Raw genomic sequence first — 23986 nt, forward strand, 5'->3', positions numbered from 1 at the left:
GCCATGATGAAATTCCCTTTTTCCTGCGCCGTCCGCCGTGCCGGCGCGCAACTCCCGGGGGCCTAGTCCACCATGACTCTGACCGAACTCAAATACATCGTGGCCGTGGCCCGCGAACGCCATTTCGGCCGCGCGGCCGAGGCCTGTTTCGTCAGCCAGCCCACGCTGTCGGTCGCGATCCGCAAGCTCGAGGACGAACTCGGCGTGACGCTGTTCGAGCGGGGCGGGGCCGAGGTGGGCGTCACGCCCATCGGCCAGCGCATCGTGGCGCAGGCGCAGAAGGTGCTGGAGGAAAGCGCCAGCATCAAGGAGATCGCGCGCCAGGGGCATGACCCGCTGGCCGGCCCGCTGCGGGTCGGCGTGATCCACACCATCGGCCCGTACCTGCTGCCGCGCCTGGTGCCGGTGCAGATCGGCCGCACGCCGCAGATGCCGCTGCTGCTGCAGGAGAACTTCACCGTGCGGCTGGTGGAACTGCTGCGCCAGGGCGAGATCGATTGCGCCATCATGGCGCTGCCGCTGCCGGAAGCAGGGCTGGTGATGCAGCCGCTGTACGACGAGCCGTTCGTGGTGGCGGTGCCGCAGGATCATGAACTGGCGCAACGCACGTCGATCGACGCGCAGGACCTGAAGCAGCAGACCATGCTGCTGCTGGGCAGCGGCCACTGTTTCCGCGACCAGGTGCTGGAGGTTTGTCCGGAGCTGTCGCGCTTCTCGGCTGCCAGCGATGGCATCCAGCGCACCTTCGAGGGTTCGTCGCTGGAAACCATCCGCCACATGGTCGCGGCGGGCATCGGCGTGACGGTGCTGCCGGTCACGGCCGTGCCCGAGCAGCCGCCCGCCAACAGCTTGCTGCGCTATCTGCCATTCGAAGGCCATGTGCCGGAACGCCGCGTGGTGCTGGCATGGCGCCGCAGCTTTCCGCGCCTGGCGGCGATCGAGGCGCTGGCGCAGGCTGTCTACGAATGCGAATTGCCGGGTGTGCGAATGCTGTCGGATGAGGCCGCGGCGATGCAGGCCTGAGATCGATATTGCGGGCCGGTTTGCGCGCGGTCAAACCGTGGCGCGCTGACCGGCGCCGGCAACGGATTGCCGCAACCGCGGTGTTATCCTAGTTTTGTCTACCAACCCACAGGGAGCTAGCAATGGCAAAGTCCTCCAAGAAGACCCCCAGCGTTCCGCGCATCAACATCGGCATTTCGGACAAGGACCGCGCCGCCGTGGCCGATGAGCTGTCCAAGTTGCTGGCCGACTCGTACACCTTGTACCTGATGACCCACAACTTCCATTGGAACGTGACGGGGCCCATGTTCAACACGCTGCACCTGATGTTCATGACCCAGTACACCGAGTCGTGGAACGCGCTGGACAGCATCGCCGAACGCATCCGCGCCCTGGGCCACTACGCCCCGGGCACGTACCGCGAGTACGCCAAGCTGTCGTCCATCGCCGAGCCGGACAGCGTGCCGGAAGCGCTGGAGATGGTGCGCCTGCTGGTCAGCGCCAACGAATCGGTCGCCAAGACCGCCCGTGCCGCGTTCGAGAAGGCCGACGCCGCCAACGACCAGCCGACCGCCGACCTGCTGACGCAGCGCCTGGACGTGCACGAAAAGAACGCCTGGATGCTGCGCAGCCTGCTGCAGTAAGCATTGCGAGCGCCGCGCCGCCACCGGCGCGGCCTGGCAGGCGCGAGCCCGCGGCCGTTTTTCCCCCATCCCCCTGCCTAGAATTCTTGATGCGCCTGCCTGTGGCTACCGCATCTGCTTTCACATTTCCGGATGAACTTGTCGGCCGCCGTGGACTGCGGCGGCCGGTGCTCGTATAGGCAGTCATGACCTCCCCTCCGGCTATCAGTCCGGCGGCGATGTGCGGGGTTACCGCGCGGGCCTGTATGGCTCCTGGCGCCAGGACGCCAAAACGTGCAGCGGCTTGTATCTGGACGGTTGGGCGCTCTATAACCGCTTCAACAATACGGTAGCGCGCCGTCGCTGGGCCAGGGCGCCGCCGACACCTTCCTGGAAGTGAATTGGCTGCACACGCCCAAAGCGTATGGCGTGAGCATGGATGACACCCAGGCCCTGATTCAGGGGAGCAAGAACGTGGTGGAACTGAAGGCAGGCGTGGAAGGCAATCTGAGTGAACGCCTGAGCGTATCGGCGAGCGTGACGCGGCAGCAGGGCAGCCTGGGGTTCCGTGACACGCAGGGCTCGCTGAACGTGAAATTCCGCTTCTGAGCACCGCTTCCACGCAGGGCATGACGCAAGCCCCGGGGCGATCCACGTGCGATGATGAACCGCATGCGGATCGCCCGGGAGCTGCGCCGCATCCAGGCCAGGCCGCTCGTGTCATCCGCGGGCCGCAGCGCACCGCAGGGATTTTCCAGGGGCGCGCCTAACATGATATTTCCGGGTATTCAGCGCGTCATCCGTGTCTTGACATTGCAATAAAGACATTTCCCCTGGACGTCCATAGATATTCCAGGCGAATACTCATTCCTTGCAGTTTGATTAAACCAAGATACGAAAACGACTTTATATATCTGCTAACAAGACAAACAATCTCAGTTATTTCAAGTTGTATGGAAAAAGAGATTATTTGAGGGATTTCCCCACGTTTATTACGAACGCGGCGACTTATTTCCACAGCAACGAAAACTTTTAGAAAAAAATTTGCTGTGTACGCGGCCTACGATTCGGTGGCTCGCTACCCCTACGTATGACGGGGTATCAAGTTGTAATCAATTTTGAGTAACGCGTCTGCCTCAGGCGGGAATAAGCCATTTGATCGCGGCATGGCTTCCCGGTTCCTGGGTGTCGGTTTCTAGTGTCTTCGACACGACGAAAACAGTGAGGTCCCCCTTGGTAAAGAGAATCGCAGTGTGCGGTCTTGGATATGTCGGCCTGCCCGTGGCCGTGGCATTTTCCAGGCGTTTTGATGTAGTCGGATTCGATGTGGACAAGCGGCGGATCGCCAGCCTGAAACAGGGAGAGGATTGGACCGGCGAAATCGAGCGTGATGCATTGCTGGCGTCCCCCATGCTGTTCACCGACCAGGTGAGCGAGCTGGTCGGCTGCGATTTCTTTGTGGTCGCCGTGCCGACGCCGGTCGATGAAAAGAACAATCCCGATTTTTCCCTGCTGGTGCGCGCCTGCCGTTCGATCGGCCCGGTGCTGCGCCCCGGCTGCATTGTGGTGTTCGAATCCACGGTGCACCCCGGCGCCACCGAGGAGATCTGCGGCCCCGAGCTGGAAAAGGCATCGGGCCTGCGTTGCGGTATCGACTTCAAGCTCGGCTACAGCCCCGAGCGCATCAACCCGGGCGATCGCGAGCATCCGCTGGAGAAGATCGTCAAGATCGTGTCCGGCCAGGACGCGGCATCGCTGGAGGTCATCGCGGGCGTGTACGAGCAGATCATCGAGGCGGGCGTGCATCGCGCCTCGTCGATCAAGGTGGCAGAAGCGGCCAAGGTGCTCGAAAACACGCAGCGCGAAATCAATATCGCGCTGATGAACGAGATGTCCAAGATCTGCGATCTGGTCGGCATCCGCACCGCGGAAGTGCTGGCGGCCGCGGGCACCAAGTGGAACTTCCTCAAGTTCACGCCCGGCCTGGTCGGCGGCCACTGCATCGGCGTGGACCCGTATTACCTGACCTCCAAGGCGCAGGAGTTGGGCTACCACCCCGAAGTGATCCTGTCGGGCCGCCGCATCAACGACGGCATGGCCAGCCACGTCGCCTCGCGGGTGGTGCAGACCCTGGCCCGCAACGGCCGCCTGAACGCCTCGACCCGGGTCGGCATCCTGGGCATGACGTTCAAGGAAAACGTGCCGGATATCCGCAACTCGAAGGTGGTGGACCTGTATCACGCGCTCGGCGATTACGGCATCACGCCAGTGGCCTGCGACCCGATGGTCGACGCCGACCAGATGCGGCACGAGTACGGCATCAGTCTGGTGGACCGCGACCAGTTCCGCGACATGGACGTGCTGATCCTGGCGGTGCCGCTCCGCGAAACCATGGACAGCATCTGGGAAGACTTGCCCGCGCTGGTCAAGGCCGGTGGCATGGTGTGTGACCTGAAGTCCGTGCTCGATAGCCGCCGCCTGCCGTCCGACCTCTTGTACTGGACGCTCTGAGTCCAGGCCCGCAACCCATCAACCCAGGAGAGGCCCGGAATGACCGCCTTTACCATCGCTCCGATTGGCACCTGCCGCATCCACACGCCGCTGCGCGATGCCGTGGGACGCTATCCGATCAAGCAACAGCTCGGCCGCAATTACGGTTTCGTGCATACCAGCGCCGAGGCGCTGCAGCAGGCCCGCTTCATGTTCGGCCAGGCCGAGATTCCCGTTGACGTGCAGCGCGTGATTTTCCGCCCGTCGAATGGCGAGCAGGCCCGCCGTGGCGTGCACAAGCCGGCCGACCTGTACATGGTCGAGCTGTCTTCGCGCAAGCTGCTGACCGTCGACGGCTATCCGATCCAGTCCAATTACCTGGTGCGCTATTTCAGCGAATTCTTCGCCGACCGCGCGCGCACCCGCGCGTTCTGGTCCCAGGCCAGCGACGAGCGGCTGGCCGAAAGGCGCGCCTGGCTGGACCAGGACCCGGTCTTCAAGAGCCTGTCGGCGGACAATCGCGATCTGCTGGCCCGCATCGTCAAGCGCGAGCAGACGGACGAAGAGATCGAGCAGCAGATGCATGCGCTGGTCGATCTGCTGGGGCGGGACAAGGTCGTGTTCGTCACGCACGTCAATGCCGTGACGCCCGACAATGTGCCGATCGAGCAGCGGGCGCAACTGATTGCGGCGGTGAGCGCGAGCGCACAACGCCTGGGCGTTCCCTGCTATGACCCGACGCCGTTGATGAACAAGATCGGCCAGGCCGAGGCCATGGAAGACGGCGGCCTGGACCTGACCCACTACACCGCGCTGTTCGCCGAGCGGCTGTACACGGAGTGGTACAAGGCCTTCGTGCGGCCACGCATGAGCAATGCCGCGCCGCAGTCCTCCGTGCCCAAACTGGGCGCCGACGAAAGCGCCGAGCGCATCGAGAAGCTCTGGGACGCTGGCGAGCTGCGCGAAGCCTCGCGCCGCCTGCGCGACGTGCTGCGCCGCCATCCGGGCCTGCCCGACCACACGCTGCTGTTCGCGCGCATCCAGGAAGAACTGGGCGACTACGAAGGATCGCTGGCGCTGCTCGGCGGCGCCGACGGCGCGCTGGCCACGGGCAGCAAGGCCGAGCAGATCCTGATGCGCAACCAGTTCAGGCTTGGCCAATACGAGGCGGCGCATTCGCTGGCCGCCGGCCTGCTGGGCGACGAGATCGAGACGCCGGAGATCGTGCGCATCGCGGCGATTTCGGCCGGGCACCAGGGCTTCGTGGACGAGGCCCTGGGCAACTGGAAGCAACTGTTCCGCATTTCTCCGCCGCAGGACGCCACCGCCACGGAAGCGGCCGATACGGTGCTCTCGCTGCTGCAGGCCGGCAGCGACATGGAGGCCATCTTGCGCTGGGTCCATGAAGTGCGCGCCGCCATCCCGTCGCACGGCCGCTGCTTCGCGGTGCTGTGGCGCGACCGCCTGATCGCCGGTGACCGGCCGGGGCTGCGCGCACTGGCGTCGGAAGCGCCCGCGCTCAAGGATGTCGAGGCGTTGGAGCTGGTCAAGGAAGCCACCTGGCGCGGCTGCATCATGGCCGCCGCCGCGCTGGCCGTGTCGTGCAAATTGGCCGACAGCGAGCAGGAAGACATTGCCGCGTGGTTGCGCGGGCAGTCCGCGGCGTGGGCCGAGGAGGGCGCGCAGGCGCTGGAGGAGGGCCGCCTGCGCGATGCCGCCGAGCGCATCTGCGCGCATCGCCTGCTCAACCCCGATGCCCTGGCCGGCGTGCGCGCCCAGCGCGCCTTCGAGCGCGCGATGCGCCTGGGGGTGCGGGCCGCGCTGGTGGCGGGCAATCACAAGGAAGTGATCGACCTGACCGACATCGCGCTCGATACCCAGGTCGAATTTCCCGAGCTGCACGCCATGCGTGGCCGCGCGGCCGATGCGCTGGGCGACAAGCAGACCGCCATGCGGCACCTGGAGCAGGCGGCCGCCAACGAATCCGCGCCGTTCAGCACCCAGTTGCACTTCGCCCGGGTTGCGTTCAACGGCGGCTGGTTCGGCGAGGCCATCGATGCCTACAAGATGGTCCTGGCGCATGCCTCGGCCGACCAGAGCGCCAAAGACGAGGCCGAGCGCCAGCTTGGCAGGCTCGGCCCACGCGCCATCCGCGGCGCCCGGGAAATCCTGTCGGCCGGCGATCCCAAGGCGGCCTGGAACCTGCTCGAACGCGTCGCGCAGTCCTGGCCGCAGATGACGGAAGTGGAGCACGAGAAGCGGCGCATCCTCGCCGTGCTGTACGCGGAATCGCGCGCGCTGGATGCGTCCAGCACCAGCGAGCGGCTGGCGCTGGGCGAGCGGATCCTGCAACTGGTGCCCGACGATCCCATCGGCCTGCGCCTGGCCGCCGTCGGCGCCATGCGCCTGCACCGCTTCGAGCAGGCCTTGCCGTACTGGCGGGCGCTGCAGGAACGTTCGGACAATCCGGCCCAGTACGACCACTACATCCAGCGCTGCCAGGTGTGGATCGACAAGGCCAACCGCAGGAAGGCCGCATGAACCCGCCGCTGACTACCGAACGCAAGCCCGCCGCGTCCGACCTGGCGCAGGTGCAGGCCAGGCTGGAGGAGATCGTCGCGGCGTCGGGGCGGGTCCAGGTCGCGCAGGAGAATCTGGCCGAGGCGCAGGCGCTGGCGCGCGGCCATATGGCCGACTCCAAGGTGCGCTTCCTGCTGCTCAGGTTGAAAGAGGCGGCCGGCCTGAACGAGGGGATGTCCGAACAGTGGGCCACGCTGTTGCGCGAATGCCCCGATGACCTGGAGATCGTCCGTTACTGCGCGACCCGTCTGGTCAAGGAGCGCCGTGTCGAGGACGCCCTGGCGCTGGTCGAGCGGCACCTGCCCGAGTCCACCGACAACCCGTCGCGGCTGTTCGCCCGCGCCAAGCTGTTGAGCGATATCCGGGCGTACGAGCAGTCGGACGAGCTGTTCCGCCGGCTGATCCTGCAGCACACGGACCGCAACATCCGCGTCGAGTTTGCCAAGCGCCTGCGCAAGCGCGGCTTGCTGGCCGATGCCTTCGAGGTGATCGCGCCGGTGGCCAAGCACCTTGCGCCGGGCAGCAAGGCGGCGGAACTGGCCGATGGCCTGGCCAGCGACTATGCCTTCTACCAGCGCCTGGAGCCTGAAACCGCGCTGGCCGGCAAGGACATCCGGATCGTGTCTATGAAGCATGCCATCCTGCATTTCCGCAACCGGCAGATCCCGGAGTATTCGCCCGACAAGCCGGTCTCGGTCGCGCTGGTGACGGGCAGCCTTGGGCCCGGCGGGGCTGAGCGGCAACTGACGCGGCTGGCCGGGGAACTGGCGCGCATGGCGGACACGCCCGACCCGCGCCCGGCCGATGCACCGATGAAGCCGGAGAAGGTCGAAGTGCTGGTCAAGCAGCACAGCGAGCCGGCCGGTTCCAGCAAAAAGCAGGGCCTGGACTTCTTCCTGTCGGTGCTGGTCAAGGCGCGCATTCCGGTCACGGAGATCAACAAGCTGCCGGCGATCTCGGTGGCGCACCAGACCGTGCCGGACGGCAGCCTGGGGCGCTTGCTGGAAAAGCTGCCGCCGCCGGTCCACTATGGCGTGACGCGGCTGGCGCCTGTGCTGCGCGCGAACACGTTCGATGTGGTGAGCCTGTGGCAGGATGGCACCTGCCTGTTCGGTGCGCTGGCGGCTTTGCTGGCCGGGGCGCCGACCATCCATCTGGTGTTCCGCGGCCTGCCGCCAAACATCCGCAAGGACCGCTTCCGCGAAGAGTATCCCGAGCTGTATCAGGCGCTGGCGCAGGTGCCCGGGGTGCACTTCGTCAGCAACAGCCGCAAGGCCGCCGAGGCCTACGCCGACTGGCTCGGCATTCCGATCGTGCGGTTCCACGTGCTGTACAACGGCGTGCCCGACCTGGCCACGGACGCCGCGCAGACCGATCAGGAAAAATGGCGCGCCTTCCAGGAAAGCACGGCCGACGCCACGGAAACCATCGGCGGCGTGTTCCGCCTGGAGCCGGACAAGCGGCCGCAATTGTGGATAAAGCTCGCCGCGCTCTACCTGAAGCAACGCCCGCAGGCGCGCTTCGTGATCGTCGGCGACGGCCGCCTGCACGAGAACATCGTGGCGCTGGCGCAGGAGTTGTGCGTAATGGACCGTTTGCTGCTGGTCGGCCTGTCCAACCACGTGGGCTACTGGTATTCGCAAATGGATGCCAAGGTCCTGTTGTCGCGCTACGAAGGCCTGCCCAACGTGTTGATCGAAGCCCAGCTGCTCGGCGTGCCCGTCGTGTCGACCCCCGCGGGCGGCGCGGGCGAGTGTTTCGAGGAAGGCCAGACCGGACACCTGCTGGGCGATGTCGAGCATCCGGACTTGCACGAGGCCTGCGACAAGGTGGTCTCCATCGTCGACCGGGTGCGGGCCGACGCGAGCCTGAAGGCGCAAAGCCGCGACCGGGCGCAGACCCTGTTCTCGCTGGAGGCCATGCTGGCCAAGTTCCTGAGCCTGTGCATGCCGCTTATGCCGCTCATGCCGCAGTCGGAGAACGACGAGAGCATGGAGTTGCCGCCGATGCGGCTGATGCAGGCCTGAGGCCGCGTCCGACCCTGGTCCTGAAGATAAAGGAAATTATGCAAATGACTGTCCCGGCCGCGGGTCCGCGCCGCCTTGCGGCGCCGGCCCTGCTGCTGATTACCGTGCTCATGCTCGGCGGCTGCCAGCTGCCGCGCTCCGGCCCCATGCTGAGCGAGATGACAGGGGCCCACGACGAGAAGGATGTGATCGTGATGCCGGCCTCGCGCGAGCTTGCGCGCGCGAGCCGGGTGCCCGAAGTCGCCGATTTTCCCGTGCGCTATCGCGACCTGACCCAGGCCGGCTTCGACAGCCTGGTTCCAGGCGACGGCGTCAATGTCAAGGTCTGGGAGCGAGGCGGGCTGGGCGTGTTCGCGGCGGATCCGTCCGGCGTGAGCGATCTGGGCAACCAGCAACTCGACCGCAACGGCAATGTCGTCTTTCCCATCCTCGGCAAATTCCAGGCCGGCGGTATGACGCTGACGCAGTTGCATGACGCCATCGTGGCGCGCCTGAGCCGGCTGGTGGTGGGCGCTGACGTCAGCGTGACGCGCGTGGCCGACGCGCGTGGGCAGATGGTGACGGTGCAGGGCAACCTGACCAAGCCTGGCATGTATCCGATCACTCAGACCTCGCAGCGGCTGAGCAGCGCGCTGGCGCAGGCGGCGCCGGTGCAGACCAATCCCGAACAGCTCGTCATCAGCCTGCGGCGCGACAACCAGGTGGCCTCGGTGCGCCTGTCGGACATCTACCGCAACCAGAATAACGACATTCTGCTGCGCGCCGGCGACGTCATTACCGCGTACGAAGCGCGCGAGTTCCTGACGGTGCTGGGCGCTGCCGGCAACCAGGGGCGCGTGGCCATCAGCAAGCGCAACTACAGTGTGCTGGACGCGCTGGCCGACGCCAGGGGCCTGGACGACAAGACGGCGGACCCGCGCTCGGTGTTCCTGTTCACGCCCGCGCAGGCCGGCGTGGACGGCAAGCCGGATCTGCTGCCGGTGGTGTACCAGTTCGACCTGACCCGTCCGGAGCAGGTGGCGCTGGCGCGCGAATTCAGCGTGCATGAAGGCCAGGCGATCTATATCTCGGATGCGCCGTTCACGCAGGTGCAGAAGGTGCTGTCCGCGTTCCGCGTGACCATGAGCGCCGGCTTCAGCGCCACGCGGGCCATCGACTCGGATTCCGGCTCATCCGGCGGCGTCAGCCAGTGACGTGTCGATGAGTAACGAGGATCGGATCAAGGGGTGGCGCGCGCGCAGGAAAGACAGCCGCTACGCGGTGGGGGCAGGCGTTGCCGCCTGGCGTCTGGACCCTGCCGCGCTGTTCGAGGCCAAGGCCGAGCCGGCCGTCCTGTTCAAGCCTTTGCTGGCGCGCCTGCAAGGCGAACCGCACGATTCCGTGGCCGCCCGGCGGGCGGTCTACGAGGCGGTGCAGGCCGAGTTGGACGCGGAGATCGCGCGCGCCGGAGTCGATGAGACGCTGGCGGATTTCTCCCGGCGGCGCCTGCGCCTTATCGTGCGGCTGCTGGAGCAGGACGTGCGCGCGGGGATCGAGGTCTTCGCGCCCGGTTACATGCCGGCGCGGCTGGTGGCGGAAGACCAGCGCCTGGCCCAGGCGCATGCGCGGCGCGCGGAGCGGCGCCGGCAGGATGAGGCGCGCGATGCGCGGCGCCATGCCTCGCGCAACGATATCGCGCTGCAAATGGCGCTGCCCGCGGGCGAGGCCGGCGATCTGGAGATCCTGCGGGACCGGGTGCGCGGACTGCATGCCGGCCATCATCCGCGCATCGCCGGCCGCGGCTGGCCGGGCGGGCGCACGCTGCTGGCGTTGTTCGTCTACCAGCTGCATGTGATGCATGGCGAGAGCCGGGTGGCGCTGCTGTGGGCGCTGGTCGGGCCGGTGGTGCTGCTGACGCTGATCTCGTCGCTGTACATCCTGATGGGCACGCACTACATCCTGGGCATGGATGTGCAGACCTTCTCGCTGCTGGGCGCCACCACCTGGATCATGTTCCGCCAGATCATTTTCCGCAGCAGCACGGCCTATGTATCGGCCCGCGGCCTGCTGAACTTCCAGGGCGTGTCGCCCTTGATGTGCGCGCTGGTGCAGGCGCTGCTGTATGTGTCGGTGTACCTGGTGGTGTTCGTGGTGCTGATCACTGCCGGCCATGCGCTCGACCTGATCACGCTGCCCCGTAGCTGGCCGGGCTTCATGCTGTATGTGGTGCTGATGGCGTGCTGCGCGGCCGCGATGGGCCTGCTGTTCGGCGCGATCGCGACGTTCTGGCACTTCTTCCTGCGGCTGGCGCCGGTGATCGAGCGCTTCCTGCAGATTTTCTCGGGCGTGTTCTTCGTTTCGGAACAACTGCCCGAGCATCTGCGGCCCTGGATGCTGTGGCTGCCGTTCGCGCACGGCATGCAGTTGTTGCGCTCGGCCTACTTCGACGCCTATACCTCGCACGATGCGAGCCTGGGGTACTTCCTGACCAGCATGGTTTTCCTGATGGTGGTGGCCCTGGCGGCCGAGCGGCTGGCCCGCCCCAACATCCAGCCCATGTGAGCAATGACCATGATCCATCTCAATGGCGTAACGGACAATCCCCTGGCCTTCGGCCACCGGCAGGCGCTGCTAGCCCAGGCCCACCTCGACATTCCGGTCGGGCGCTACGCCTTGCTGTCGCCCGCGCCGGAGCTGCACCGGCAGATCATCGACCTGCTGTGCGGCCTGCGGCCGCCGCGTCAGGGATTTGTGCAGCATGACGGCAACGTGTCCTGGGCAATCGGCCGGCAGGGCTTCATCCGCGGCAAGGCCAGCGGCCTGAGCATGATCGAGCTGGTAAGCCAGATGTACGAGCTTGACGCCGACGCCACCTATGAACTGGTGGCCGACCTGCTCAGCGATCCCAGGATCCTGAGCCGGCCGATGGAGCATTGGCCACTCTATGCGCGGCAGGAGTTTTCGTTCGCGCTGGCGCTGGCGCCGGCGTTCGACGTCTACGTGATCGAAGGGGCCATTCCCTTCGAACCCTGCCGCTTCACCCGTCTGTGGCTGGCGCTGTTCGAAGAACGGCTGGTCGGCCGGACGCTCATTCTTTCCAGTTACCGCCAGAATCAATTGGCGGACTATTGCCTGAAGGGCCTGATTTATGAACGAAGCGCACTCCGCATCGAAGACGACCTCGACCAGTGCATCCAGCAGTTCCCTGCGCGACGATCACGAAGCGAATCCGGAACAGGCGACGACGTTTTCGGCGGCTTCGACGACGGCCAGCTCGGCTTCTGAGCGTGGTTCCGAGATCGAGCGCCGGCGCCATGAGCGGCAGGCCGCGCTGCGCGAACGCCGCCGCCAGCGCTGGATCAATGTCCTCATCGTCATCGCCCCGGTGGTCCTGGCCCTGGTGTATGTGCTCGGCATCGCCACGCCGCGCTATGAAGCGGAATCGCGCTTCTTCGTGCAATCGGGATCGGGCCAGCAGGGCGGCGGCGGCATGGCGGCCAGCCTGCTGACCACGGGAAATTCGGGCGGCATGCTGGGCGGTTTCGTCGACGGCTGGGCGGTCAGTGATTTTCTCAGGTCGCGCGACAGCATGCGACAACTGGACAAGAAGGTTGGCCTGCGCCGCTATTTGCTGAACCAGGGCATGGACCCGGCGAACCATCTGGCCGAGGACTCCAGCGAGGACGATCTTTATCGTGCCTATCGCGCCGCGGTCCAGGTTTCCTTCAACGCACTGGAGCAGATCGACGTGCTGCGCGTGCGCGCCTATTCGCCTGAAGACGCCGAGACCCTGTCCAAGGCCTTGATCGGCCTGGCCGAGGATTTCGTCAGCTCCATGAACGAGAAAGGCGTGGCGGACAAGCTGAAAGTGAGCGAGGAATCGGTCAGGCAGGCCGAACAGAAGGCGCTCGGCGCGCGCGAAGCCTTGACCGCCTGGCGGACCCGGCATGGCAACATCGACCCGACCGCCACGGTGGCGATGCTGCTGAACCTGTCCAGCCAGCTGGAGGCGGAACTGAGCAGCGCCCAGATCAACCTGGACAAGATCCGCGCGATCGGCAACAAGGACCACTTCATGCTCAAGCCCGCCGAAATGCAGGTCGCGGCGCTGAAGAAGCGGCTCGCCAATGTGCGCCAGCGTCTGAGCGGCGAAGGCAACACGGAAGCGAAGCAGCTCAAATCGTACGAAGCGTTGCGCAATATGCAGGCCTTCGCGGATTCGAACCTGACGCTGGCGCAGCAGTCCTACCAGCAGGCCGTGACGGACGCCCTGCGCCTGCAACGTTATCTGTCCATCATCGCCCAACCGGTCTCCACGGACCGGCCCAGCAGTCCGCGCACGGCGGTGCTGCTGCTGCAGGCGCTGGCATTGGGCTTCGTGCTCATGTTCGTGCTGCGCGCGGCGATGGCCTTGCTGAGGGGGTTGCGCCATGGTTGATACGACAATAGAACGCCCCGGCGCCGCCGCGGCGCCGGCTGCCGCAAGCGAAGCCGTCAGCCAGCTGCGCGAGGTGATGGCGCGGCTCCTGGAGGCAGAAGATCCCGCGCCGGCCCTGGCCGCGCTCGGGCCGGCGCTGGCGCGGGTGGAGCAGGGCTGGCGCGATGCGCGCCGCCTGCTGGTGTCGCCGCTCGTGCGGGCCGGCCGCCTGGAGCGGGCGATCGCCGTGCTGGAGCGGCTGGTCGAGGCCTATCCGGCGCGCACCGACGACCGCCGCCTGCTCGCCAGCCTGCTGGGGCGGACCGAGCAGTGGGACCGCGCCATCGCCCAGGCGGATGCCGCCGCCGCGCTGGCCCCCGATGCCGCGCCGTTGCAGGCGGCGCGGATCCAACTGCGCGTGCAGGCCGGCCGTATCGCCGAGGCCGCCAACGTTGCGCGCCAGACCGCCGCCCTGGCGCTGGCCGACCCCGGCGAAGCGCACTGGTGGATGTTGGCCTATTCGCGCCATGGCGATGCCGGCGAGGCCGCCGCCATCGCCACGGCCCTGCGGGCGGACGATCTGCCGAACGCGCGCGTGGCCACCGTGGCGGTGCGCGCGCTGCTCGACGACGACAGGGTCGAGGCGGCGATCCAGCTGGGCAACGCGGCGCTGGACGCGGATCACGACGCCCCGGCGCTGCGCGCGTCGCTGGGGCTGGCGCACCTGCGGCGCGCCAGCGACGACGACCGCAAGCGGCACGCCCTGACGCATTTCGAGGCCGGCCTGAAGGCGGCGCCGGCCGACGTGCGGCTGTTGACGCTGCATGGCGAAACGCTGCTGCGCGCCGGCCGTTACCAGGATGCCGTGGCGCCGCTGCGGCAGGCCATGGAACTGGCGCCAGAACTGGAGCAGACCCGCGCCCTGTACGCGCGGGCACTGCGCTACACGCTGCAGTACGGCGAAGCGGCCGACCAGCTGTTGCGGCTGCTCGATAAATCGCCGGATAAGCCATTGTGGCAGCGCGCCGCCATCGGCGCGCTGTCGCAGGCAGGGCGCAAACAGGAGGCGGAGGCCTTGTTCGCGCGCTATGTGGCGCAACGCGGCCAGGCATTGCCGGCGACATTCCAGCACGCCCTGGAGCAGTTGGAGCATGAGCTCGATACCGCGCCGATACCGCAGGCCCGCCTGGACTGGGCCTGGTCGCTGCGCGGCGACGCCACGGCCGACCGCACGCAATGGGAGCGGCGCGCGCGTTGGGGCCATTTGGTCGACCACCTGCTGTTCGATTGGCTCGAATGCCGTGAAGACCATGTCGAGCAGGCCATGCAGGTGCTGGGCGAGCTGGATACCGGTGAGCGTTTCTTCGCGCCGCTGCTGGCAAGTGGCCGGGGCGTGGTGGTCGCCACGGCGCACGTGGGGCCCATGTATGCCGGCCTGATGGCGCTGGAATTGCTGGGGATTCCCTCGCGCTGGCTGGCGACCGCGCCCAGCATCGCCCAGAGCAGCTATGCCGCCGCTCTGATTTCCACCGCCGACCAGACCGAGGCGCAGGTCGCCAAGGCCTGCATGCGCGCGTTGGCGGCGGGCAATGTGCTGTGCCTGGCCGTGGATGGGGCGGCCAACCCGGCCGCTCCGCGCACTTCCTTCGAAGGGCAGTCAGTGACCTATTCCAGCTTCGCGGCCCACCTGGCGCATCGCCAGGGCGTGCCTTCGGTGTTCTATACGCCGCGCTGGGAAAACGGCCGCGTCGCCTACACGCTGGAAATGCTGCCCGCCGTGGCCCCCGGCGAAGATGCCGATACCTACGCGCGGCGCTGGCAGGCGGCATATTTCAAGCACCTGCGCGCGCATGTGGCCGGCCCGCCGGAAAACCTGCGCCTGAGCGGGGGCATCTGGCGCCACGTACAGCCCGCCGACCGGTCCGCGCAGCCTCAGGGAGTGAAGTTCGCATGCAACCAGGAATGATTTCGAGACAGGCGGCGCCGGACGTGGCGCCGTCCCGGACCCGGCGCGGTCTGTTGCGGGCGCTGGCCTGGCTGCCGGCGCTGGGCGTGCTGTACGGCGGCGCGGCCGGCGCCAGCGCAACCTGCGCGGTGCCGGACGCGCAGTGTGCCTTTGTCTCGGCGCTGTTGCAACAGCGCGAAGGCTACGGCGCCCGGGCCACGGGCGGCCTGGGCGGGCGCTTCATCGAGGTCACCTCGGATCAGGACGCCGGACCGGGCACGCTGCGCGCCGCGCTGGCGCAGGCCAGGAAGGGGCCGGTCTGGATCCGCTTCGCCTCGGACATGACCATCGTGCTCGATTCGCAGCTGCGCGTGCCGTCCAACACGACCATCGACGGCCGGGGCAAGCGCGTGGTCCTGATCGACGACGGCCTGGGCGTGTATGGCAGCACCAATGTGATCCTGACGCATCTGACCATCGATGGCCGCCTGAACCGGCTGACGCAGGCCGTGAACATCGCCAACGACAGCCGCGACGTGTGGGTCGACCACATGGACCTGTCACGCATGTCCGACCGGCTGCTGAACGTCAAGAACGGCTCGACCGACGTCACCATTTCCTGGACCAAGTTCCATAACTCGAACAAGGTCATGCTGCTCAACAACATTACCTCGAAGAACCTGTTCGCGAACTACGATCGTGATTCGATCGCGCGCGTGACGCTGCACCACAATTATTTCTTCAACACGGTGCAGCGCAACCCCAGAGGGCAGTTCGGCACGTTCCATCTGTTCAACAATCTGCTGGAGAACTGGGATTTCTACGGCATGAGTTTCAGCCTCGAAGCCAAGGCGCTGGTCGAAGGCAATATCTTCAAGAATGACGCGCGGCGCCAATGCGTGGAGCCGGCCTTCTTCCCCACGGTGGAAGGCGTGAACGTGAATTACTGCCGTTACATCCCCACGGCCGCCCGGCGCAGCGCGCTGGACAACGGCGCGTCCGACGCGGGCGCCTATCGGGCATTGAAGGCCACGCACGGCTACACCCGCGACTACAAGGCATTCCTGCGCCTGAGGGACAACCTTTACCTGGGGGATGCGAAACCGGTGTTGCAGGACTACCGGCCCGAGGCCGCGCCGACGCCGCCATATTGCTACGGATACGAAAAGCCCTCGGCGGAACTGGCGGACAGGATTCGCAAGTTCGCGGGCAACACGGACGGCGCAACGCCATTGCCGGCGGCGCGGATCGGGGCGGGCTGCGGCGGCTGAGCGGCGGCGGCGGGCCGGCAAGGCCGTCAGGCCGGGTGTTGCCAGGGCCGTTCGGGAATCGGCGCGATGCGCTCGGGCGGCGGCGAGACGCGCCACGAGGCGCGCCGGCGCAGCGCGGCGAACAGCTTGAGGCCTTGCGGCCAATCCGCCAAGCCGCTGTCGGCGTTGAGGTGGCCGCCGCCGGCAATCACGACCAGGCGGCTGCCCCAGTGCTCGGCAAAGGCGCGCGCCCGTTCCAGCCTGCAATAGGGGTCGTTGTCGCTGGCCACCACCACGCTCTGGAACGGCAGCGAATGGCGTGGCACCGGCGCGAATCGACGCAGGCAGTCGGGCGCGTCGGGGCGCTCGACGTCCGCTGGCGCCACCAGCAGCGCGCCGGCAACCTTGGCGCGCAGCGGTACCGGCAGCGCCACGCTGATCAGGCAGCCCAGGCTGTGGGCCACCAACAGCACCGGGCTGCGGGCCTGGTCGACCTGCGCGGCGAGGGCGGCGATCCATTCGGCGCAGACCGGATGCTCCCAATCGCGCTGGCGCACCCGCACGGCGTGGGGCAGCAGGGCGGCCCAGCGCGATTGCCAGTGTTCCGGTCCGGAGTCTTTCCATCCGGGGACGATGATCGGTTGGAGTCTCATGGCGGCCATGATGCCGCGCCGCCTTACCAACGCAAACGAATAAATGCGCTTTTGCATATACCGCGGCGGGTATAAGGGCGATGGCCCGCGATGCGGCGCCGCAATATCGGCGACGGCGCCGCGCGGGTCCTGGAACCCCTGCAAAAGCCGCTATTTTTCAGTGTATGCTTGCCCTGCTAATGCAACGTAACGGGGCGTGACGATTACATTTCCGGCTGTCCGCCCGGTTCATAAACCAACGATTACAAGCCATTAAAGGAGTGCACTCATGAAGCAAGCATTTCGTCTGACCCCGGTCATCGCGGCCCTGGGCGTCGCCGCGGGACTGGCGTTCAGCGCTGGCGCGCAGGCGCAGACCATCAAGATCGCCGTGGTCGGCCCCACCACCGGCCCCGTCACCCAGTACGGCGACATGGTGCGCGAGGGTGTCGACACCGCGGTGGAACGCATCAACGCCGCTGGCGGCGTCAACGGCAAGAAGCTCGAAACCGTGGTCATCGACGACGGCTGCGAACCCAAGCAGGGTCCGGTCGCCGCCAACCGGGTGGTCAACAGCAAGATCGGTTTCGTCGTGGGCCACGTGTGCTCGGGCGCCACCATCGCCGCCGCCGACATCTACAACAACGAAGGCGTGGTCATGATCACGCCTTCGGCCACGTCGCCGGCCCTGACCGACGGCAAGAACTACGAGTTCATCTTCCGCACCATCGGCCGCGACGACCAGCAAGGCCCGGCCGCCGCCAAGTTCATCCTGGACAAGATCAAGCCCAAGAAGGTCGCCGTGCTGCACGACAAGCAGTCGTACGGCCAGGGCATCGCCACCGCCGTCAAGAACGATCTGGAGAAGGGCGGCGTGCCCGTCGCGATCTTCGAAGGCATCAACGCCGGTGACAGCGACTACTCGGCCGTCATCACCAAGCTCAAGGGCGAAGGCGTGGACTTCGTCTACTACGGCGGCTACCACCCCGAAATGGGCCTGCTGCTGCGCCAGGCCGCCGAACAAGGCGTGAAGGCCAAGTGGATGGGTCCGGAAGGCACGGGCAACCCGGACATCAACGCCATTGCCGGGGACGCGGTCGAAGGTATGTTGCTGACGCTGCCGGCCGACTTCACCCAGAACGCCGCCAACGCCGAGATCGTCAAGGCCTTCGCCGCCAAGAAGCGCAATGCTTCGGGCGCGTTCCAGATGACGGCCTACGCCGCCACCCAGGTCATCGCCGACGGCATCAAGGGCGCCGGCAGCGAAGACCCGACCAAGGTCGCCAAGTACCTGCACGCCAACACGTTCGACACCCCGATCGGCAAAGTCAGCTGGAACAAGCAGGGCGACCTGACGAACTTCCAGTTCGACGTGTTCGTGTGGCACAAGGACGGCTCCAAGTCGGTCTACAAGTAAGCGTCCGGCGCGTGCGGCGGGCGCGCCGCGCGCCTGGCGCCAGACTCCCCGGCCGGGCCGGAAGCATCGTCTTCCGGCCCGGCTTTTGCTTGGGCGGCAAGCACCGGGAGCCGGGCCGCCGCCCTGGCGGTCGAGCGCCGCTCGCGCCGTTTTGCGTAGAATGCGGCGAAATCGAATTCCCTTTTCCTGTCCGGACCCCCCATGACCAAGGCCTTGCTAGTCGAAGACGATCCGAAGCTGTCGCGCCTGATCGCGCAGTTCCTGGAACAACATGGATTCCAGGTCGCCCAAGCGTATCGCGGCGACCACGCGGTGGAAGCGTTCCGCCGCCACGATCCGGCCATCACCATTCTCGACCTGATGCTGCCCGGCCGGGATGGGCTGCAGGTCTGCCGCGACCTGCGCGCCTTCTCGGCGGCGCCCATCCTGATGCTGACCGCCCGCGAGGACGACCTGGACCAGATCCTGGGCCTGGAGTCGGGCGCCGATGATTACGTCATCAAGCCGGTCGAGCCGCGCGTGCTGCTGGCCCGCATTCGCGCGCTGCTTCGGCGCCACAGTCAGCTGGATGAACCGCCGGAGCGCCTGGAATTCGGCCCGCTGGTCATCGACCGGCGCACGCGCGCCGTGGTGCACGCCGGCGCCGAGGTCGATCTGACCACCATGGAGTTCGAAATGCTGTGGGCGCTGGCCAGCCAGGCCGGTCAGGTGTTGACCCGCGACGACCTGCTCAACGCCGTGCGCGGCATCGAATTCAACGGCCTGGACCGCAGTGTCGACGTCTGCGTGAGCAAGCTGCGCCGCAAGCTGGATGACGATCCGCGCGACCCGGCGCGCATCAAGACCGTGTGGGGCAAGGGCTATCTGTTCTCGCCCAAGGCGCACGAGGGCCGTGATGATTAAATTCGTCCTGCGGCTCTTCGTGGTGCTGGCGGTGGGGTTCGTGATTTCCAACGAAGTCGTGGACCGCTCGGCCAACTACCTGTTCGAGCCGGTCAGCGACGCCTATACCCGCGAGTCGGTGCGCGGGCAGATGCACAGCCTGGTGCGCGAGCTTTCCCAGGTTGAACCCGGCGCGCGCGCCGCCTACATCGAGCGGGAGCTGGCGCCGTACTACGGCCTGGGCCTGCGGGTCTTCAATGCCTCGGACTACAACGCCAGCGACAAGGAACGCCGCATCGCCGCCAGCGGCGATTTTTTCATCCGCGACAAAATGCAGACCTTCGTGGCCGCTATCCCCGGCCCCGGCGACCAGTGGCTGGAGGTCAGGCTGCCGCCCGACCCCTCGTTCGGCCCCTGGGTGGTAGCGGCGATCTATTCGGCCCTGGGGCTGCTGCTGTGCGCCTTCATGCTGGTGTGGGCGCTGCCGATCTGGCGCGACCTGGAGGCCTTGAAGACGGCGGCGTTGCGCATGGGGCAGGGCGATCTGCGGGCCCGTGCGCGGCTGTCGCGCCATTCCAGCATCGGCAATCTGGGCGACACCTTCAACCAGATGTCCGAGCGCATCGGTGCGCTGATCGGCAGCCAGCGCGAGCTGACCAACGCGGTGTCGCACGAGCTGCGCACGCCGATCGCGCGTCTGTCGTTCGAGCTGGACATGATCGAGCGCGCCGGGGCGCCGGCCGAGCGCAAGCGCCTGATCGAAGACATGAAAAGCGATGTCGCCGAACTCGACAGCATGGCTTCCGAATTGCTGATGTACGCGCGCCTGGAACACAAGGATGACGGCGTCGCGCTGCAGGCGCAGGATGCGCGCGGCTGGCTCGATGGCGCGATGCAGCACGCCAGCTTCCAGGCCGGACAATCGGGTGTGCGCTGCGAAGTGGCGCTGTGCCAGGTGCGCGAAGTGCATCTGCACCAGCGCTATATGACGCGGGCCTTGCTGAATCTGCTGCAGAATGCCATCCGCTATGCCGGCAGCCGCGTGCAGGTCAGCCTGGTGTCGCCCGCGCCGCGCGCCTACGTGCTGATGGTCGATGACGATGGTCCGGGTATTCCGGTGGCCGACCGCGAGCGCATTTTCGAGCCGTTCATCCGCCTGGACGAAAGCCGCGATCGCGGCACCGGCGGCACCGGTCTGGGATTGGCGATCGTCAACCGTGTGGCGCGCTGGCATGGAGGCACCGCCGAGGCCGCCGACAGTCCGCTGGGCGGAGCCCGCTTCATCGTCAGCTGGCAGGCCGCCTGAAACGCGCGCCGTCCCGGCGTAGCGGGCGCGGCGCGTCCGCGGGGCAGGCGTGCCCCTGTCATCCGGCACGCCTTTAACAAACTTCACAATCTGCCCGGCGGTTTTTCACAAACTCGATACAAAGCGGGAAAGATCGGCGCGCAGGCGCTGACTAGCATGACGGCAGTTCTTCAAAGAGGCCGCCGTCCCCGCCATGTTTTCGCTCACCCGCCTGGCCGCCGTCGCCACGCTCCTGATCGCCGTTGGCGGCTGCCAGGGCATGGGCCCGGCCGCGCCGCCCGCCATCGCCCAGGGCGATTACCCGGCGGTGGTGGCCTATCTGAAGCAGCGCATCGCTCACGACCTGGACGCGCAAGGGGTGCCCGGCCTGTCGATCGCCATCGTCGATGATCAGCGCACGGTCTGGAGCAGCGGCTTCGGCTACGCCGATCCGGCGCGCCATCGCAACGCCACCAGCGATACGTTGTACCGGGTCGGCGCGATTTCCAAGATTGTGACCGCCGCCAGCGTGCTGCGCGCGGCCGACGACGGCCGCCTGTCGCTGGACCGGCCGGCGGGGCAGGCGCTGCCGCCCTGGCAGGTCGAGCCGCGCCGCGCCGCCATGCACTGGATGGGCGCCCATCCCTTCACCGCCCGCCGGCTGTTGGCTCTGCGCCCGGACACGTCCGTGGACACCATGGGCCGGGCCCGCGCCGATATGGGCTACGCGCTGCTGGGCGAAATGGTGGCGCATGCCGCCGACGAACCCTTCGAGGCCTACGTGCGGCGCACGCTGCTGCAGCCGCTGAACATCTCGCGCACGGGCTTTCGGCTGGCGGCCGCTGGCGGCGAGGCGCGCGCGTTGCGCGCGGCCGGCTATCGCCGCGGCGTGCCGTGGATCGAGCAACCGCAGACCAATGAGGCGGCCGAGGGCCTGTGGGCCAGCTCGGCTGAGATGGCGCGGTTTTCCAGCATGCTGTTCGCCGGCGGCCTGTACCGGGGACGCCGCGTCCTGAACGAAGATTCCGCGCGGATCCTGCTCGATCTGGAGACCGTGGCGCACGGCATCGGGCTGGAGTGCCGCCTGGCGTTGTCCTGGCTGGCGGCGCCCTGTGACGGGGACGACGTCGCGGGCCTGACGCTGCGCGATCACCGTGGCGCCACCGAGGCATTTCATGCGCGCTGGCTGCTGGACCCGCACGAAAAGCTGGCGGTACTGGTCATGAGCAATGCCGACAGCGCCGAGCCGCTGGTGGCCTCGGTCTCCACCCTGGCGATGGACCTGATGCGCCAGGCCAAGGGGAGCCCGCAAGAGTAGTGGCGCCGCGAGCGGGTCGCGGCGTCTGGCTGTATCCCTCCAACCTCGTTTCCCGGATGCATTTATGAAGCGATATTCCTCCAAGTCCTCGATGCGGCGCCTTGCCGGCGCGGCGAGCGTGCTGGCGTGCCTGCCCGCGTTGTCGTGTGCCGCCGGCGGTCCGCAGGTGGCCGACAATTCGGTCTACGGCTCGCGCGGCGCCAGTTCACGCGGCATCGAGGTGTCGACCGGCGCGCCCAAGCCGGCCGATGAGTGGAAGTTCTATGGCACGCTCGGCGTGGGTTACGCGCCGCGCTACAGCGGTAGCGATGAAAGCGCCGCGTTGCCGATCTTCGGCCTGGGTATCCGTAGTCCGGGCGGCTTTTTCCTGGACACGGAGCGCGGCCTGGGCTGGCAAACCGAGGCCTTGAACAGCACTTTCCGGTTCTACGTGGCTCCCAGCGCCTCGCGCCGAGACCACAAGAAAGGTACCGAAGGCTCGAACCAGCTGCGCGGCATGGGCGATATCAAGAGCCGCGCCGAGATCGGCATGGACGCCGAGACCCAGTTGGGGCCGGTGACGCTGTCGGCAACGGTGGTGCACGCCTTCAAGAAGGGCGATGACCGCGACGTGGGCAGTGCCTACACGTTGTTCAACCTGGGCGCCAGCACCACGGTCTACGAAGGTGCGGCGGGCGCGCTGTCGCTGTCGCTCAGCGGCGATTTCGGCGACGGCAACTACATGCGCACCTGGTATGGCGTCAGCGAGCGCCAGTCGTCGCGGTCGGGGTATCGCCGCTACAAGCCCAAGGGCGGCCTGGAAAGCGTGGGGCTGGGCGCGACCTGGGTATTGCCCTTGAGCAAGGCATGGTCATGGTCGGTGGCGGCCGAGGCGCGCCGCCTGTACGGCGATGCTGCCGACAGCCCGATCGTGAAGGACCGCAACCAGTACTCGATCGGCACCATGATCACGTACACGTACTGAGTTTGACGGGCGCGCTGGCCCGTCCCGGCGCGGGACGGGCAGGGCGCGGCGCTTACAGTCCCAGGACGCGGCGGCCGCTGTCGGCCTCGAACCAGTGCAGCGGATGGCGGCCGTCGGGGCCGACGTTGACGCGGTCGCCGACCTTGGCGGAGGCTTCGGACAGCTGGCGCGTCGTGCAGCGCACCACCAGGGTCGATTTGCCGCAGCGGCAGTGGACCAGTTGTTCGGAACCCAGCGTTTCGACCATTTCGACTTCAGCCGGCACGCCTTGCGTGTTCAGCAGCATGTGCTCGGGGCGCATGCCCATGATGACCTTGCGGCCGCGCACTTGCGACGGCACTTGCAGCGGCGAGATCTCCAGCGCCAGGCCGTCGGTGGTCTGCACGGTGCCGTCGCCGGCCACGTTCACTTCCATCAGGTTCATCGGCGGCGAGCCGATGAAGCCGGCCACGAAGGTGGAAGCGGGCTTTTCGAACACTTCCATCGGCGTGCCGATCTGCTCGGGCACGCCCTGGTACATGACGATCATGCGGTGCGCCAGCGTCATGGCCTCGACCTGGTCGTGGGTCACGTACAGGCTGGTGGTGCCCAGGCGGCGGTGCAGCTTCATGATTTCCAGGCGCATCGCCACGCGCAGCTTGGCGTCCAGGTTCGACAGCGGTTCGTCGAACAGGAACACCTTGGGCTCGCGCACGATGGCACGGCCCATGGCCACGCGCTGGCGCTGGCCGCCCGACAGGGCGCGCGGGCGGCGGTCCAGCAGGTGGCTCAACTCCAGGATCTGGGCGGCGACGTCGACGCGCTTTTTGATCTCGTCCTTGGAGAACTTGCGGATCTTCAGGCCATAGGCCATGTTCTCGAACACGGTCATGTGCGGATAGAGCGCGTAGTTCTGGAACACCATCGCGATGTCGCGTTCGGCCGGTTCGAGATTGTTGACGACCTTGTCGTCGATCACGATTTCGCCGCTGGTCACGGTTTCCAGGCCGGCGACCATGCGCATCAGCGTGGACTTGCCGCAGCCGGAGGGGCCAACGATGACGATGAATTCACCGTCCTTGACATCCATGTCGATGCCATGGATGACCGGCACGTTGCCGGCATAGGTTTTCTTGACGTTGCGAAAGCTGAGAGTAGCCATGAGTTATTCGTATCGGAGTCGTTGTCGTGGGGGC

19 protein-coding genes and 1 pseudogene are annotated in these 23986 nt (G+C 66.9%); 18 read left to right on the forward strand and 2 right to left on the reverse strand.

The window, feature by feature from the left end:
- Window positions 1-72 precede the first annotated feature (72 nt).
- From K2W61_RS22255 to K2W61_RS22310, 13 genes and pseudogenes are all read left to right on the forward strand, one after another.
- Window positions 73-1023: a LysR substrate-binding domain-containing protein gene (locus tag K2W61_RS22255; protein ID WP_175132011.1), complete on the forward strand. Its 951-nt coding sequence runs from the start codon at window positions 73-75 to the stop codon at window positions 1021-1023.
- A 122-nt stretch (window positions 1024-1145) separates the two neighbouring features.
- Complete coding sequence (locus K2W61_RS22260; RefSeq protein ID WP_175132012.1) at window positions 1146-1646, forward strand: Dps family protein; 501 nt, start codon at window positions 1146-1148, stop codon at window positions 1644-1646.
- A 169-nt stretch (window positions 1647-1815) separates the two neighbouring features.
- Window positions 1816-2025: pseudogene (locus K2W61_RS27910) on the forward strand (autotransporter outer membrane beta-barrel domain-containing protein); the annotation flags it as partial.
- Window positions 2016-2234, forward strand: a complete 219-nt coding sequence (locus K2W61_RS22265; protein ID WP_272909523.1) for an autotransporter outer membrane beta-barrel domain-containing protein — start codon at window positions 2016-2018, stop codon at window positions 2232-2234. The pseudogene K2W61_RS27910 and the gene K2W61_RS22265, both read left to right, overlap by 10 nt.
- 642 nt (window positions 2235-2876) lie before the next feature.
- A complete protein-coding gene (locus K2W61_RS22270) occupies window positions 2877-4136 on the forward strand; it encodes a nucleotide sugar dehydrogenase (protein WP_236756560.1) in 1260 nt (419 codons plus the stop codon).
- Window positions 4137-4175: 39 nt separating this feature from the next.
- Window positions 4176-6656, forward strand: coding sequence for a hypothetical protein (locus tag K2W61_RS22275; RefSeq protein ID WP_236756561.1), 2481 nt, complete (start codon window positions 4176-4178; stop codon window positions 6654-6656).
- Window positions 6653-8722 (forward strand): glycosyltransferase, encoded by a 2070-nt coding sequence (locus K2W61_RS22280; RefSeq protein WP_175139868.1) that lies wholly within the window; start codon window positions 6653-6655, stop codon window positions 8720-8722. The genes K2W61_RS22275 and K2W61_RS22280 overlap by 4 nt, the downstream gene beginning before the upstream one ends.
- 38 nt (window positions 8723-8760) lie before the next feature.
- Entirely contained in the window at window positions 8761-9915 is a 1155-nt protein-coding gene (locus tag K2W61_RS22285) for a polysaccharide biosynthesis/export family protein (RefSeq protein ID WP_175132015.1), read from the forward strand.
- Window positions 9916-9922: 7 nt separating this feature from the next.
- Window positions 9923-11263, forward strand: a complete 1341-nt coding sequence (locus K2W61_RS22290; RefSeq protein ID WP_175132016.1) for an ABC transporter permease — start codon at window positions 9923-9925, stop codon at window positions 11261-11263.
- A gap of 9 nt (window positions 11264-11272) precedes the next feature.
- Window positions 11273-11986, forward strand: a complete 714-nt coding sequence (locus K2W61_RS22295; protein WP_175132017.1) for a P-loop NTPase family protein — start codon at window positions 11273-11275, stop codon at window positions 11984-11986.
- 121 nt (window positions 11987-12107) lie between these two features.
- Window positions 12108-13139 (forward strand): KpsE/RkpR family capsule polysaccharide export protein, encoded by a 1032-nt coding sequence (locus tag K2W61_RS22300; RefSeq protein WP_175132183.1) that lies wholly within the window; start codon window positions 12108-12110, stop codon window positions 13137-13139.
- On the forward strand, window positions 13132-15084 hold the full coding sequence (locus K2W61_RS22305) for a tetratricopeptide repeat protein (RefSeq protein WP_236756562.1): 1953 nt from the start codon (window positions 13132-13134) through the stop codon (window positions 15082-15084). Before K2W61_RS22300 ends, K2W61_RS22305 begins: the two co-directional genes overlap by 8 nt.
- Before the next feature lie 50 nt (window positions 15085-15134).
- Entirely contained in the window at window positions 15135-16334 is a 1200-nt protein-coding gene (locus K2W61_RS22310) for a pectate lyase family protein (protein ID WP_419761654.1), read from the forward strand.
- Window positions 16335-16360: 26 nt separating this feature from the next.
- On the opposite strand, the gene K2W61_RS22315 is transcribed toward K2W61_RS22310, so the two are convergent.
- Entirely contained in the window at window positions 16361-16966 is a 606-nt protein-coding gene (locus tag K2W61_RS22315) for an RBBP9/YdeN family alpha/beta hydrolase (RefSeq protein ID WP_175132019.1), read from the reverse strand.
- A 268-nt stretch (window positions 16967-17234) separates the two neighbouring features.
- Between K2W61_RS22315 and K2W61_RS22320 the strand changes: the two genes are divergently transcribed.
- The 5 genes from K2W61_RS22320 to K2W61_RS22340 all read left to right on the forward strand — a co-directional run bounded on the left by K2W61_RS22320 (window position 17235) and on the right by K2W61_RS22340 (window position 22811).
- Entirely contained in the window at window positions 17235-18362 is a 1128-nt protein-coding gene (locus K2W61_RS22320) for a branched-chain amino acid ABC transporter substrate-binding protein (RefSeq protein WP_175132020.1), read from the forward strand.
- Window positions 18363-18563: 201 nt separating this feature from the next.
- On the forward strand, window positions 18564-19265 hold the full coding sequence (locus K2W61_RS22325; RefSeq protein WP_175132021.1) for a response regulator: 702 nt from the start codon (window positions 18564-18566) through the stop codon (window positions 19263-19265).
- Window positions 19258-20550 carry an ATP-binding protein gene (locus K2W61_RS22330; protein ID WP_175139871.1) on the forward strand — a complete coding sequence of 431 codons (1293 nt, stop codon included), beginning with the start codon at window positions 19258-19260 and terminating at the stop codon, window positions 20548-20550. The genes K2W61_RS22325 and K2W61_RS22330 overlap by 8 nt, the downstream gene beginning before the upstream one ends.
- 193 nt (window positions 20551-20743) lie before the next feature.
- Complete coding sequence (locus K2W61_RS22335; protein ID WP_175132023.1) at window positions 20744-21847, forward strand: serine hydrolase domain-containing protein; 1104 nt, start codon at window positions 20744-20746, stop codon at window positions 21845-21847.
- A gap of 64 nt (window positions 21848-21911) precedes the next feature.
- Complete coding sequence (locus K2W61_RS22340) at window positions 21912-22811, forward strand: MipA/OmpV family protein (protein ID WP_175132024.1); 900 nt, start codon at window positions 21912-21914, stop codon at window positions 22809-22811.
- 52 nt (window positions 22812-22863) lie between these two features.
- On the opposite strand, the gene K2W61_RS22345 is transcribed toward K2W61_RS22340, so the two are convergent.
- A complete protein-coding gene (locus K2W61_RS22345) occupies window positions 22864-23952 on the reverse strand; it encodes a sn-glycerol-3-phosphate import ATP-binding protein UgpC (RefSeq protein ID WP_236756564.1) in 1089 nt (362 codons plus the stop codon).
- Window positions 23953-23986: the final 34 nt, after the last annotated feature.

Origin of the sequence: Achromobacter pulmonis, assembly GCF_021733725.1 — a bacterium.
Lineage (GTDB): Bacteria > Pseudomonadota > Gammaproteobacteria > Burkholderiales > Burkholderiaceae_B > Achromobacter > Achromobacter pulmonis.